Annotated in this window: 14 protein-coding genes; 2 read left to right on the top strand and 12 right to left on the bottom strand. The window is 56.7% G+C overall.

Annotated features, from left to right (window positions below):
• Nucleotides 1-18 precede the first annotated feature (18 nt).
• Nucleotides 19-1,251 (bottom strand): cysteine desulfurase-like protein, encoded by a 1,233-nt coding sequence (locus FEM41_RS07250; protein WP_138095341.1) that lies wholly within the window; start codon nucleotides 1,249-1,251, stop codon nucleotides 19-21.
• Complete coding sequence (locus tag FEM41_RS07245) at nucleotides 1,235-1,891, bottom strand: 2OG-Fe dioxygenase family protein (RefSeq protein WP_138095340.1); 657 nt, start codon at nucleotides 1,889-1,891, stop codon at nucleotides 1,235-1,237. The genes FEM41_RS07250 and FEM41_RS07245 overlap by 17 nt, the downstream gene beginning before the upstream one ends.
• A 344-nt stretch (nucleotides 1,892-2,235) precedes the next feature.
• Between FEM41_RS07245 and zur the strand changes: the two genes are divergently transcribed.
• On the top strand, nucleotides 2,236-2,751 hold the full coding sequence (zur, locus tag FEM41_RS07240; protein WP_138095339.1) for a zinc uptake transcriptional repressor Zur: 516 nt from the start codon (nucleotides 2,236-2,238) through the stop codon (nucleotides 2,749-2,751).
• Between the two features lie 17 nt (nucleotides 2,752-2,768).
• Here the strand turns inward: zur and FEM41_RS07235 are convergent, their stop codons facing one another.
• The 4 genes from FEM41_RS07235 to FEM41_RS07220 form a co-directional block, all read right to left on the bottom strand.
• Nucleotides 2,769-2,978: a CsbD family protein gene (locus tag FEM41_RS07235; RefSeq protein ID WP_138095338.1), complete on the bottom strand. Its 210-nt coding sequence runs from the start codon at nucleotides 2,976-2,978 to the stop codon at nucleotides 2,769-2,771.
• 58 nt (nucleotides 2,979-3,036) lie between these two features.
• Nucleotides 3,037-4,371 carry an MATE family efflux transporter DinF gene (gene dinF / locus FEM41_RS07230; protein WP_138095337.1) on the bottom strand — a complete coding sequence of 445 codons (1,335 nt, stop codon included), beginning with the start codon at nucleotides 4,369-4,371 and terminating at the stop codon, nucleotides 3,037-3,039.
• An 87-nt stretch (nucleotides 4,372-4,458) separates the two neighbouring features.
• Complete coding sequence (lexA, locus tag FEM41_RS07225; RefSeq protein ID WP_138095336.1) at nucleotides 4,459-5,067, bottom strand: transcriptional repressor LexA; 609 nt, start codon at nucleotides 5,065-5,067, stop codon at nucleotides 4,459-4,461.
• 108 nt (nucleotides 5,068-5,175) lie between these two features.
• A complete protein-coding gene (locus FEM41_RS07220) occupies nucleotides 5,176-5,544 on the bottom strand; it encodes a diacylglycerol kinase (protein WP_138095335.1) in 369 nt (122 codons plus the stop codon).
• Between the two features lie 230 nt (nucleotides 5,545-5,774).
• On the opposite strand from FEM41_RS07220, the gene plsB reads away from it, so the two are divergent.
• Nucleotides 5,775-8,237, top strand: coding sequence for a glycerol-3-phosphate 1-O-acyltransferase PlsB (gene plsB / locus FEM41_RS07215; protein WP_138095334.1), 2,463 nt, complete (start codon nucleotides 5,775-5,777; stop codon nucleotides 8,235-8,237).
• Between the two features lie 66 nt (nucleotides 8,238-8,303).
• On the opposite strand, the gene ubiA is transcribed toward plsB, so the two are convergent.
• The 6 genes from ubiA to FEM41_RS07185 all read right to left on the bottom strand — a co-directional run bounded on the left by ubiA (nucleotide 8,304) and on the right by FEM41_RS07185 (nucleotide 13,842).
• Nucleotides 8,304-9,176 carry a 4-hydroxybenzoate octaprenyltransferase gene (gene ubiA / locus FEM41_RS07210; RefSeq protein ID WP_138095333.1) on the bottom strand — a complete coding sequence of 291 codons (873 nt, stop codon included), beginning with the start codon at nucleotides 9,174-9,176 and terminating at the stop codon, nucleotides 8,304-8,306.
• Nucleotides 9,177-9,179: 3 nt separating this feature from the next.
• Nucleotides 9,180-9,689: a chorismate lyase gene (ubiC, locus tag FEM41_RS07205; protein ID WP_138095332.1), complete on the bottom strand. Its 510-nt coding sequence runs from the start codon at nucleotides 9,687-9,689 to the stop codon at nucleotides 9,180-9,182.
• A gap of 150 nt (nucleotides 9,690-9,839) precedes the next feature.
• Entirely contained in the window at nucleotides 9,840-10,253 is a 414-nt protein-coding gene (psiE, locus tag FEM41_RS07200) for a phosphate-starvation-inducible protein PsiE (RefSeq protein ID WP_138095331.1), read from the bottom strand.
• A gap of 147 nt (nucleotides 10,254-10,400) precedes the next feature.
• Complete coding sequence (locus FEM41_RS07195) at nucleotides 10,401-12,497, bottom strand: YjbH domain-containing protein (protein WP_138095330.1); 2,097 nt, start codon at nucleotides 12,495-12,497, stop codon at nucleotides 10,401-10,403.
• Nucleotides 12,497-13,234, bottom strand: coding sequence for a capsule biosynthesis GfcC family protein (locus FEM41_RS07190; RefSeq protein ID WP_138095329.1), 738 nt, complete (start codon nucleotides 13,232-13,234; stop codon nucleotides 12,497-12,499). Before FEM41_RS07190 ends, FEM41_RS07195 begins: the two co-directional genes overlap by 1 nt.
• Nucleotides 13,234-13,842 (bottom strand): YjbF family lipoprotein, encoded by a 609-nt coding sequence (locus tag FEM41_RS07185; protein ID WP_421805416.1) that lies wholly within the window; start codon nucleotides 13,840-13,842, stop codon nucleotides 13,234-13,236. The genes FEM41_RS07190 and FEM41_RS07185 overlap by 1 nt, the downstream gene beginning before the upstream one ends.
• Nucleotides 13,843-13,925: the final 83 nt, after the last annotated feature.

The following is a 13,925-nucleotide window of genomic DNA, read 5'->3' as shown; positions in this document are numbered from 1 at the left end:
TGTATACTAAATGGACGATTACCTCACCACCCGTCGCAGCGCTTCAAACAGGCTGTCGATATCGCTGCGGGTGTTGTAGTGCATCAACCCAATACGCACTACGCCGCCGCGCTCTGCGAGCTCCAGTTGCCGGATAAGCCCCTGAGCATAGAAGTGACCGTTCCCCACGCAGATATTTTCATCCCCCAAGCCTCTGGCGATCCGCTCTGGCGACCATCCTTCAAAGGTCAGCGCGAAAGTAGGCGTTCTGAGTCGGGCATCACCACTGTTAATGCCGTACAGACGTACGCCGTTTACTGCCTGCAGACGCGCCAGAAAATATTCGCTCAGCGCCTGTTCATGATGCTGATAGCAGGCATAGCTCTCCTGCAAACGCTGGCGCAACGGTGCTTCTTCCGTTCCCCACTGGGCCAGGTACTCAATAGCGGCCACCACGCCTGCCAGCCCTTCAAAGCTCAGAGTGCCGGTTTCAAAACGCCCGGGACCAATATCGGTCGCTGGCGCCACCTTATAAGGCCGCAGTGCCTGTAACCAGCGCGGCGCAATATACGCCATGCCAACGTGCGGGCCACAAAATTTATAGGCGGAGCAGACCAGAAAATCACAGCCCAACGCCTGCACATCCGGCAGGTGATGGGGCGTATAATGCACGGCATCCACGTAAACCATGGCCCCGACCTTATGCGCTGCCTCTACGATGCGCCGCACATCGACAATACTGCCAGTGGTATTGGAAGCAAGGCATACCGCCACCAGTCGGGTGGCGGGAACAATCTGCTCGCAGATACGCTCCACATCCAGCGTGCATTCTGGTTCGTTAACCGGCACCTGGCGAACAACCACCTGACGATCGTCCGCCGCCTGCTGCCAACTGGAAACATTGGCATAGTGATCCAGCGCGGTGACGATAATCTCATCGCCAGGTTGCCACTCACGGCTGATAATACGGCTAAGATGGAAGGTCAGCGCCGTCATGCTGGCGCCAAACACGATGTTGTCCGGCGCGTAAGCATTCAGCAGCGTCTGTACCGATTCCCGGGCGCGGCGTACCAGGGCTTCCGTTTTGCGGCTGGAGAAATAGTGCCCCCCCAGGTTGGCATTGTTGCGCCCCAGGTAACCCGCCATCGCCTCCAGCACCGATACCGGCACCTGAGTGCCGCCGGGGCCATCAAGAAATACCGGCGGCGGCGATACTTCCGGGGCGGAAAGTGCGCCAAACTGCACGCGTACCGCTTCAGGCGTGAAGTTCATTGGGCTGCTCCCTGGCCGTGAGTACGAAAACATCCATATGCCCCTCCTCACCCTGCCTGACGGCCCGGATTGGGCTGGCGTTATGCCATAACGTATGGTCGGCCAGCATGGCTACTTCACCATTTTCCAGCACCTTGCGGAAGAATGGCGCCTCATGGTTGTTGCTGTACAGCATGACGTCACCGCCGACGATATTTTCACGATCGATCGCCACCAGCGCGATATGATCAAACCCGTCCTGATGGATCCCTTCCGGCGCCACCTGGGTTTCATCGTAGATCGCGGTAACACGCATCTGGTGGATCTCAATCTCCTGTCCGTCTGGCAACCCGTTACTTTCCACAAACAGTCGGCAAACCTCACGCAGACCGTCGCTTTTCAGCGTGGTGGACTCCAGCGGTTCAAAGCGGCGCACCACATTGCCCTGAAAGCGGTTAATATCGCTGGACTGAACAAAATCATGCTTATCAACTTCTTCCACCTCTCCGTGGCGGAATCGAACAACGGAATAGCGTCGCAGCCGGTACTGACCATCGGCGTGAGCCGTGGCAGGCAGCGTGGCGAATGTGGGTGCCAGTTGGGCGACGGAAACCTGACTCAGGCAGGTGAGATGCAGGACGGACTCATGCTTATGTAACATTCTTACTTCCCTCTTTATAAGAATCATGACGGGTGAATAAAAAATGCCCTTAATCAAGGTAGTCATCCGCCTGATTCCGGTCAAAGAGCAAGCAGTAAATAATGCTATCAAAATCACAATATGCGATATATCGCCAGGAATCAGATCTTATTTACAGAAATATATATGATAAAAATGCATTTCATCATGCAATAACACTTCTCTATTAAGGTGCGTAATCCCCCGCCTTAACACCTGACTGCCGCGCCGTATCACACTCCAGGTGACGACTGCGTTCAGGATATCGGCGTTTTAGCGGGTTCATGATAAAATTGGGCAAGATTCCGAGATAACGAGGCAGACTGATGGATATGACGACACCGCAAGATGTGCTGGCGCGTGCAGAGAAACTGTGCCAGCAGCGCAACGTGCGCCTGACGCCTCAGCGCCTTGAAGTACTGCGTCTGATGACGCTGCAGGATAGCTCCATTAGCGCCTACGATCTGCTCGATCTGCTGAAGGCCAGCGAACCCCAGGCCAAGCCCCCTACCGTATACCGGGCGCTGGATTTTCTTCTGGAGCAGGGGTTTGTACACAAAGTTGAGTCCACTAACAGCTATGTGCTGTGCCATCACTTTGATGAGCCTATGCACACTTCCGCCATGTTTATCTGCGATCGCTGCGGTTCGGTGAAAGAGGAGAGTGCGGAAGGTGTGGAGGAGATAATGCACAAGCTGGCGGCCGGTAACGGCTTTGCTCTACACCACAATGTGATCGAAGCACACGGTCTGTGCGCGCCCTGCGCCGAAGTGGAAGCCTGCCGCAACCGCGAAATCTGCCAGCACGATCACAGCGTCGCCGTGAAAAAACGCGGGCGCTAAACCGCGCCCACGCCCTGCTACCAGCGGTAATCGTTACGCTTTTCCCACTGGGTCACCTCTTTTTCTGCCTGGGCTCTGGCGTAGCCATAGCGTTGCTGAAGCCTGCCAATCAGCCGCTCATGACGGCCGCTGGCAATGGCGCCGTCATCGTCGGTCATCCTGCCCCAGGCTTCGCGGACTCTACCCACCAGACGCCGGCAGCCGCCTTCGATTTCGTCTCTGAGCATCGCGTACCTCCTGCGCCGGATTTAGCTTTACTCACCCATTAAGTATAGCCTTACAGGCTCACTGGTGGCCCGGCACCTTAAACCAGGTGTCGTTACGCCAGTGACGGCGCCAGATCCAGCCCAGGGAGAGGCCACGCAGCCCCAGAAATACCGTCAGAGCCAGCCACAAGCCATGGTTGCCCAGCCAGGGCAGCGTCAGTAGCGTCAGTCCGAATCCCAGCGCGGCAACCGCCATGCTGTTACGCATTTCCGCGCCGCGGGTGGCCCCCACAAACATGCCATCCAGCAGATAACACCAGACGCCAACCAGCGGCAGCACCGCCTGCCATAGCAGATAGCGATCCGCCTGAGCCTGAAGTTCGGGGATTGAGGTTAACAGGGCTACGATCTGCGCCCCCGCCAGGGCGTAGATCGCCGCGAAGCAGAGCGCCACCAGACCCGCCTGGCGGCAGGCGGCTCGCCATACGCTCAACAACTGCCCGGTGCTGCGCGCGCCAAAGGCCTGGCCGGAGTGGGCCTCTACCGCATAAGCAAAACCATCCAGCGCATAGGCGGTGAAGGTCAGCATGGTCATCAATACCGCGTTAATCGCCACGATTTCGCTACCGAGGCGCGCACCGCAAATGGTAATACCGGCAAAACAGAGCTGAAGCAGCAGGGAACGCAGCATAATGTCGCGGTTCAAAGCCAGCAGGCGGCGAATATTGCCGCGCCAGGCCTGCTTCAGCATATCCATCGAAATGCCACGTAGCCGCAGTACCCGCCACACCATCACCAGCCCGATAAGCAGCGTCGCATATTCGGCAATGACCGTCGCCAGCGCCGCCCCCTGCACGTTCATATGCAGGCCCACCACAAACCAGAGATCCAGCGAAATATTCAGCAGGTTACCCACCACCAGCAGAATAACCGGTGCCCGGGCGTACTGGACACCCAGCAGCCAACCCAGCAGTACCAGATTGGCGAGCGTTGCCGGAGCGCTCAGCCAGCGAATGGCCAGGAAGCGCTGCGCCTGATACAGAACCTGCTCGCTGCCGCCGACAATGTACAAAGCCAAATCGATCAGCGGAGTACGTAACGCCACGATCAGCACACCGGCAATCAACGCCAGCATCAGCGGCTGAACCAGCGATCTGGCCAGCGCCGGCGCATTTTTCGCGCCCCATGCCTGAGCCGCAAAGCCGGTGGTGCTCATCCGCAGGAACAGCAGCAACATAAACAAAAAGCTGGTCGTCGTAGCGCCAACGGCAACGCCGCCCAGATAATCCGGCGAGTCGAGATGACCAATGACCGCAGTATCCACCAGCCCCAGCAGCGGTACCGTCACGTTAGAGAAAATCATCGGCAGCGCCAGCCGCCATAATGCTTTATCGGTTTTTTGGAAAAGGGGCATGGCCATTATCCGGTTATGCAGTCAGGAGAGTTAAAGCAGAGACGCGCCCGGGAACGGACGCGTCAGCAGGGGGATGCGTTTATAAATTCAGAGCCATTCGCCGTTGCGGATCACCCCGACGGCCAGCCCTTCAATAGTAAAATTCTGTTCGCGCAGATCGACCACAATAGGTTCAAACTCGCTGTTTTCCGGCAGCAGTTGCACCGTGTTGCCCTGCTTCTTCAGGCGTTTAACCGTGACTTCATCTTCAATGCGAGCCACGATGACCTGACCGTTGCGCGCCTCCTGAGTCTTATGTACCGCCAGCAGGTCACCATCCATAATGCCGATATCTTTCATCGACATACCGCTCACTCGCAGCAGGAAGTCCGCACTCGGTTTAAACAGGGAAGGGTCGACCTGATAGTGGCCTTCAATATGCTGCTGGGCCAGCAGCGGCTCACCCGCGGCAACGCGCCCAACCAGCGGCAGCCCCTCTTCTTCTTCATGCAGCAGTCGGATACCGCGTGAAGCGCCAGAGACGATTTCGAGAACCCCTTTGCGCGCCAGAGCCTTCAGGTGTTCTTCTGCGGCATTAGGCGAACGGAAGCCCAGTCGCTGCGCGATTTCCGCACGGGTGGGCGGCATTCCCGTCTGGCTGATATGCTCCCTGATGAGATCAAAAACCTCTTGTTGCCTGGCCGTTAACGCTTTCATTCCGCCCCCTGGGTGTATATACAGTTATGCTGTGAGTATATACAGCAGAAGGCGATTTTGGAACCACAACGTGGTAAAAAGTCAGCGTTTTATCCGTTTCCTGAAGCTTTACCGCAAATGCGACCAGAGTAGCGTGACCCAGGTGAAAAGCGCGACGATAATCGCTAACAGCACGGCGGCGGAGCCCATATCTTTCGCGCGACCGGAAAGTTCGTGATAATCGCTGCCGATCCGGTCAACAACGGCTTCGATGGCGCTATTCAGAATTTCGACGATCGTGACCAGCATGACGGAGCCAATCAGCAGCACGCGCGTCATGGCGTCAACATCCAGCCAGCAGGCCACTATAATGGCAATAACCGCGGCGACCCCTTCCTGGCGGAAGGCCGCTTCGTTACGCCACGCCGCGCTCAGACCTTTCCAGGAATAGCCGGCAGCTTTGATGATACGGGTAAAACCAGTGGTATTATTCGCCATGTAATGGAAACCTTTTCAAAAAACACACTCTAAATAGTTCAGTTGCATCAAAGCGGCAAGGGCGCGCCCGAGCCGATTAACGAAGCCAGACCGAATGCAGCAGGCAGTATGACGAAAATCAGCGTCAACGCCAGCGCGCTTCGATTAATAGTGGTGCCGCAGAATTTCCGTGCCGTTTCTGGTATTCTGACGGCGCATTTGCATGATTAACCAGAGGCTTTACATCATTTATGTCAGGCTGGTCCCGATTTTTATACAAGCTCCTTAATTTACCATTAAGTATTCTGGTAAAGAGCAAGTCAATTCCGGCGGATCCCTGCGCCGAACTTGGCCTGGATACTTCGCGTCCGATTATGTACGTTCTGCCCTATAACTCGAAGGCAGACTTGTTGACGCTGCGTGCGCGCTGTCTGGCCCACGATCTGCCGGACCCCATGGAGCCGCTGGAAGTGGACGGCGTCGTCCTGCCGCGCTATGTGTTCGCGCACGACGGTCCCCGCGTCTTCACCTATTACACGCCTAAACAAGAGTCCATCAAACTATTCCATAACTATCTGGATCTACACCGCAGTAATCCGAATCTTGACGTTCAGATGGTACCCGTCTCTGTGATGTTCGGCCGTGCGCCGGGCAAAGAGAAAGGGGAAGCCAACCCGCCGCTGCGCAATCTGAACGGTATTCAAAAATTCTTCGCCGTGATCTGGCTGGGCCGCGACAGCTTTGTGCGCTTCTCGCCACCGGTTTCTCTGCGCCGTATGGCTACCGAACATGGTACGGACAAGCGTATCGCCCAGAAGCTGCTGCGTATCGCCAGAATGCACTTCTCGCGTCTGCGTCTGGCGGCCGTAGGGCCACGTCTGCCGGCCCGTCAGGATCTGTTTAATAAGCTGCTGTCCTCGAGGGCCATTGCCCGGGCGGTAGAAGACGAAGCGCGTACCAAAAAGATCTCCCATGAAAAGGCCCAACAGAACGCCGTAGCCCTGATGGAAGAGATAGCGGCTAACTTCTCTTACGAAGCTATCCGCGTAACCGATCGCGTACTGGGTTTTACCTGGAACCGGCTCTATCAGGGCATCAACGTCCATAACGCCGAGCGCATTCGTCAACTGGCCCACGAGGGCCACGAACTGGTCTATGTCCCCTGCCACCGCAGCCATATGGACTATCTGCTGCTCTCTTACGTGCTCTACCACCAGGGGCTGGTACCACCGCATATCGCTGCTGGTATCAACCTTAACTTCTGGCCAGCGGGCCCGATTTTCCGCCGCCTGGGCGCATTCTTCATCCGCCGTACCTTCCGGGGCAATAAGCTCTATTCCACCGTATTCCGCGAATATCTGGGTGAGTTGTTCAGCCGCGGTTACTCGGTAGAGTACTTTGTGGAAGGCGGACGTTCGCGTACCGGACGGCTGCTGGATCCGAAAACCGGTACCCTGTCGATGACCATTCAGGCGATGCTGCGCGGCGGTACCCGCCCCATCACGCTGGTTCCCATCTACATTGGCTACGAACATGTCATGGAAGTGGGCACCTATGCGAAAGAGCTGCGCGGTGCCACCAAAGAGAAAGAGAGCTTCACTCAGATGGTACGCGGCTTAAGCAGGTTGCGTAATCTGGGTCAGGGTTACGTTAACTTCGGCGAGCCGATTCCGCTGAACAACTGGCTGAACCAGAACGTGCCGGAATGGCGTGACGATATCGATCCCATCGAAGCGGTACGCCCGGCCTGGCTGACGCCGTCAGTCAACGCTATCGCCGCAGATCTGATGGTGCGCATTAACAACGCCGGCGCGGCAAACGCCATGAATCTGTGCTGTACCGCGCTACTGGCGTCACGTCAGCGCTCTCTGACCCGCGAACAGCTAACCGAACAGCTGAACTGCTATCTGGATATTATGCGTAACGTCCCCTATTCGCCGGACGCGACGGCGCCGAAAGTCACCGCCGATGAACTGATCAATCACGCGCTACAGATGAACAAGTTCGAAGTGGAAAAAGATACGATCGGCGACATCATCATTCTACCGCGCGAGCAGGCGGTACTGATGACCTACTACCGCAATAACCTGATGCATATGCTGGTGCTGCCATCGCTGCTGGCCATGATGATTACCCAACGCCGTCATCTGACCCGCAGTGCGCTACTGGAGCAGGTGACGCTGCTCTACCCGATGCTGAAGAGCGAGTTATTCCTGCGTTGGGAAAAAGAGGCGCTGCCCGCGGAGATCGACGCGCTACTGGACGAACTACAACGCCAGGGGCTGATCCTGATTAACGGCGATACGCTACAGGTGAACCCGCTGCGCTCCCGTACCCTGCAACTGCTGGCGGCAGGCGTGCGCGAGACCATTCAGCGTTATGCCATCACCTTCTGGCTGCTGGGTGCCAACCCGGGCATTAACCGCGGCACTCTGGAAAAAGAGAGTCGCACTCTGGCACAGCGCCTGTCGGTTCTGCATGGTATCAATGCGCCGGAATTCTTCGATAAGGCGGTCTTCTCTACTCTGGTGCTGACCCTGCGCGATGAAGGCTATATCAGCGACAGCGGCGACGCTGAATCTGAACGAGCGCTGCAGGTTTACCAACTGCTGGCCGAACTGCTGACCTCCGATGTGCGCCTGACCATTGAGAGCGCCACCTCGCAGAATGGCGGTATCGAGGCCAAAGAAGAAGCAACGGAACAGGCTGAATAACGCGCCGTAAAAATGAAAAAAGCCGGTCAGGTGTTACACCGACCGGCTTTTTTATGCACTCAATAATCAGAAATGCAGATAGCTCAGCACCAGACCGATAAACAGCGCCAGGCCAACATAGTTGTTGTTCATAAAGGCCCGGAAGCAGGCATCGCGATCTCGGTTCGCTATCATCTTCTGCTGCCAGACAAACAACCCGGCGGCAATGGCAATCGATGCATACCACAGGCCGCCAAGGCCATTCAGCACGCCAAGCAGTATCATGATCGCCACCACGCCAGATTGCAACAGACCAATAATCAGTTTGTCATAGCGGCCAAACAGAATCGCCGTAGACTTAACGCCAATCTTCAAATCGTCATCGCGATCCACCATGGCGTACTCGGTATCGTAGGCCACGGCCCAGAGAATATTCGCCAGGAACATCAGCCAGCAGGAGATCGGCACGCTTTCACTAACGGCGGAGAAAGCCATCGGTATCGCCCAGCCGAAAGCTGCGCCCAGCACCACCTGGGGCAGATGGGTGTAGCGCTTCATAAAGGGGTAAACCCATGCCAGCGCCAGCCCGGCCACCGACAGCAGGATCGTCATGCTGTTCAGAGTCAGCACCAGCAGGAAGGAGAGCAGCACCAGCACCCCAAACAGAATACGGGCCTCTTTTTCACTCACCGCGCCGCTGGGCAGGGGACGATTCGCTGTACGCTTCACATGACCATCGAACTTGCGGTCCGCGTAGTCATTCACCACACAGCCCGCGGCACGCATCAACCAGACGCCCGCCACAAAAACCAGCAGTATCGTTAACGGCGGCGCGCCCGGGGTTGCCATCCACAGCGCCCACAGCGTCGGCCAGAGCAGCAACAGCGCGCCTATGGGCTTATCAGTGCGCATCAATCGGTGATACGCCAGCAGCTTATTCTGCTTCAGAGTCCACTCCATTTTTTATTCCTCTCGATACAGCGGCGACGCAGGAAGGAAAAGCTCGGTCAACAACAGCGGTTTTCCTGAGAGCCGGAGACGGGAACGGCGCCCCCACAGCTCTGCACTACGTCCGGTTTCAATAAAATCGCGCGTCAGGGTCGATGATGAAAACAGATAACGCCCTAACGGGGTAGTTCCCAACTGGCGCAGCGCCAGCTCCGGGCCATTCAGCGTTGACTGCGGCACCAGCGTCCGGCCAGCAAGCCAGGGTTCGCCATCGCCGCACAGCAAAATCTCACGTAGCCAGAAGCGCTCTTCGTCCGGCAGTAGCGCCGCTTCCCCGGGCATCAGCTCTCCGGCATCAACAAAGGCTTCGCGCAGTATATCCACGCTGACCCTGTGGCAGTATTGCTCAAAGCGTTTCGTCATGGAATCTTCCAGCAGCAGCCAGTCGCTCAGTGCGTGGCTTAAAGCAGGAATATCCTGAAAGTAGTGGAGTTCGCGCAGCTGCGCCAGCGCGGGATGGGACATAACACCTTCTCCGGAAAAAATTCTGAAGGCATTGTAACGCAGAACCCGCGGCTCGTGTGGGGCAAAGCATATTCCAGCGATCTTAATAGCAACAAAGGTGTAACACACGAATAAAGTGACGGCCCAGGCAGGGCCGTCAACAAGACGCGATTATTCGCGCTTCAGGAGGCTGGTGTTACATAACCACAGCGTGACCACCAGCAGCAGGAGCGCACCGGAATAGACCAGTACCTCTTCGGGCGTCTCGTGGGAAATAATAATGAGTCGCACGATGGCAGTAATGCCAATGTAGACGAAGTAGCGCAGCGGAAAGTGATAACCAGACTGAAAGTACTTCACAATCAGCGCGATAAATTCAAAATAGAGAAACCAGACCAGTAGCCCTTCCACCAGCTGATATTTGGTCACCTGTTCGCTATTAATAAACAGCACATAGGTCAGGTGCAGCGTCTCTTTCCCCAGAAACACCATCAAAATCAGTCCCAGGCTCAGTAGCCCCAGATTCAGCACTGACTGTAATCCATAAGCGATCCACTCCGCCGGAGAGCGAGATGGCAACGACATGTTATTCCCCTTATTCATATCAGGATACTGGCTCCTTTATAAGGGAAAAACGTGATCCAGATCTACTTTATTTAACGCGGTTTTCACACTTTTACCCGCAAAAAAAACCGCCCCCCTGATGGGAGGCGGCGGTGATGGCCAGAACGCTTATCGGAAGTTGATATTGCGGTCGCTGGTCATGCTGTAAAGCTCGAACTTGCGGCCCAGCATCTGGCCACCATCGCGGGTAAGCGGCTGCCAGCCCACCAGGGCACGGCTGCGGGTCGCACCCGACGAGAAGAGATCCAACGGAACGGAGACATAGACCCCTTTGGTGAACTCCCCTTCCCCATACTCTTCGGACGAGACATTGGTGATAGTGGCGTAGCCACCCACCACGATGCCGCTGTCGAAGTGCTTAGAGATATCCAGGGTTCCCCCCTTGTCGCCCGCCAGGTACTGGCCCACGCTGGCTTTCACCAGTACGCCATCGGCAAACGGCGGTGTCCAGTAAGCGGTCAGGTGCCCGGTCTTCACGCTGTAGTCGGTGAACTTCATCATATCCTGAGAGCTACGCCAGTCACGCTGCTTCACGTAGTTGGCGTTCAGCCCCACCGCCCAGTTGCTGTCGAGCGGACGGTACAGTACCTCGGCGCCTGCGCCACCGAACATAGTTTCCAGATAACCGGCATAGGCCTGTCCGTACCAGCCTTTGCCCAGATACTGGAAGTAGTTGGCCTGTAGATCGTTCACATAGACATCGTTCTGAACGTATTCACGCACGTGAGTACGCACCCGCGGCAAATGCGTGTCGCTCGGAGGACTGGTGTAGTTAAATTTGTCGTAGTTGTTCTTGATATTGGCGAACAGGCTACCACTGGTCAGCAGGTGGTCTGTCAGCCACAGATCGGCGGAGCCCCTGATACCCAACTGGTACATATAGAAGCTTTCCGCGCCGCCGAAGGACTGACTCAGAACCGGATCGATCGAATAACTAAAGCGTGGTTTGTCCAGATACCAGCCCTGTTCGGTGCTGTCTGGCACCACCGGATCCACCCGGCGCTGAGCCAGCGGTGTTTCGTGGCCCAGCGGCTCTCCTTCCAGATGATGACGCAGGCTATCAACGTCGGTTTCGGTGGTCACCTGCGGCATAGCGACCCGGCTTTCCGTTACGCGGATCTTGTTTATCCCTTCCGGCAGGTCATTCATCACAATGCGGTTAGCGCGATCGATACCCTCACGCGAGTCACGGTATTTCACCTGATCGCCGGTGACATAAAGGGTATCCCCTTTGGTCTGAATCTGCGGATTAGTCAGACCGGCATTGTATTTCAACTGGGTCAGCTGATTACCCACCACGCTGTGCTGTAGGATCTTATCCTGAGGCTGCGGCCGGTATTCCGGCTTACGGTTATCGGCGTAGTGAGATTTAAGATCGTTAAAGTTGGTGCGCAGCGTGAAGCCGAACATAAAGGTATTGCCACGCTCATAGCTGACGTTGACATCGGCCCAGTCGGTGACCCGATAGATGGCGCCCACGTTAAAGTTGCTGCGCTGCTCAAGCCGTCCGGCATAATCGCCGCTGTAATCATTGCCTTCATACTCCAGCTTCAGGCGCAGCGGCTGCCAGGGCGTCTGGTATTCGATACCGCCGAATATCGACGCCGGGCCGTGGAACATATCGCCAAATTCGAACGAACCCGCCTTCTTGTTGCTGTTATCGCGATAGCAGTATTTATCGCTGTAGCTACAGAACGGGTTAGTAACGTTGCCGGCAGTCCCCAGATAGCCCCAGCCGATCCCCAGCGAGAAGTCGAACGGCCCCCAGGCCTTACTGGCCACCAGGTATTCGCTGTCGAACAGGCCGGTACCGCCCAGATCCCGGATACCCACCGCCACCTGCGGTGTCCAGTAGCCCTCTTCCCACAGGCGCAGCTTCACATCAAACGACTTATCCTTATAGGTCTGATCGCCAGAGAAAGAGTCCACATTACTGTACTTACGGGTACGAACATCGGTGTAGCGCAGGGTTGTTTCCAGCCAGGGCATTAACTGCACCGAAGCCGAATAGAAGCGGTACTGATCGTTGTCGCGATAGTTAACGCTGAACTCCCCATCGCGCGCCATACGCGCGGTGGGCGTCTGTAACAGGCCCACGCCGCCGAAGTCGGACTGGGACGGGCCGATGGGCGCCGGGTAGCTCTCCGCCTGGCAGGCGGAAGAGACAGCCAGCGCCAGTAAACTGTAGAGGTAACGTTTCTTCATCAATCCGGTATCCGATGGGTCAGAGAGTGGAGAATCTGCTCATTCAGGCCATCCCAGGCGGAGGAGAAGATATGATCGGCAAAGCCGACGAAGATAATGCTGCCGGGCATAGGTTCAACGTGGCGCTTGTTCCAGTAAGCCACCGGCGCTTTCACCGTTTTGCCGTCGGGGTAAACCACCCAGGCATAACTGCGATCGCCGCCGCTGAGCGTGCTGACATCATCAAGGTATTCATCCACTGAGCGGCCTGGAGCAAACGTCTTCTTGCCTGGCGCGCTTACCAGCCCCATCACCGTCACAGTGGTGGGCTTCTGGCCGACCCATAGCGAATATTCCCCCAGCAATGGCGGATTACTTTCAGGATTCACCCGCACCCGATCCGGATCGAGGTTAACCAGCTGGCGTCCGGTGACCCGGATAGCCTGGAGCTGGGTACGCAGACCGTTAATGGCCGCGCCTTCGTCGCCACCGCGATCGGCGGCAAGGGCCGCCAGCCGCGCCAGCAGTTTCTGGTGCTGTTGTTCGGCCACCGCCGTTGACTGACGTTCGCTAATCACGGTGCCCGGCCACCAGCTATGCGCCAACGTGGGCTGCGTCACCAGATCGGCAAGACGTTCGGCACCGGTCACGGTTAACGGAGGCGCTGAATTCCCTGGATAAACGGTAATGGTGCCGGCGGCACAGGCGCCACCGGCAAAGGCCAGCATCAGCGAAGCGAGAATTAGCTTTGTTGTCATTATTTCGCCGCCTTCAACAGAATGGTGGTAATCGGGTAGTAGCCGGGCCCGAGGTACTGCTTCGTTTTACGGATATAGCCCTCTTCATCCACCCAGTAGCGGTTATGCCAGCTACCGGCGTCAGTGGTCACTTTTTCATCCAGTATGCGAACCGGCGTGACGTCGCTGCCCACCTCCAGTGAGTCCTTGCCGTCCCAGTGGAAAGTGGAGCGCAGCGTAGCGTTGCGTACCTGCTGGTGTTCCGTCCAGCTGGCCTGTCGCGTCCAACTGGCGCCGTCAACAATCTGGTTCACTTTCGCCAGCGGATCCTGTTGCAGGTTAGTGACTTCCACCAGGTTGTCGCCCAACCCCACGGTTTTCACCAGGCGATCGTGCTGCGTCACCAGGGTCGCATGGTCCTGGGTGACCCACTTGTGTTGCCCGTTTTCTGAAAACGCCAGAACCACAAAGATCTGCGGCCCGTCATTCAGCCGGACATACTGGCTGGCGTAGGGCATGTTCTGGATCTCATCGTCGCTGAGTTGCACCCCGTCAGTGCCAAAAAAGCGGTTCCAGAGTGACGAAACAGGAGAGGTGTTAGAACAGGCCTGCAGTAACAGGCACATCATCACAATAGCAAGTCGCTGCACGACATTTCCCCGAATTCAAAATAACCACACCGCAGTGTGGTTATGGTTAAAACCTCAGTAAA

This window comes from Jejubacter calystegiae (assembly GCF_005671395.1).
GTDB classification, from domain to species: domain Bacteria; phylum Pseudomonadota; class Gammaproteobacteria; order Enterobacterales; family Enterobacteriaceae; genus Jejubacter; species Jejubacter calystegiae.
Note: the sequence above shows the minus strand (reverse complement) of the source record. Positions and strands in the feature narration are given on the sequence as shown.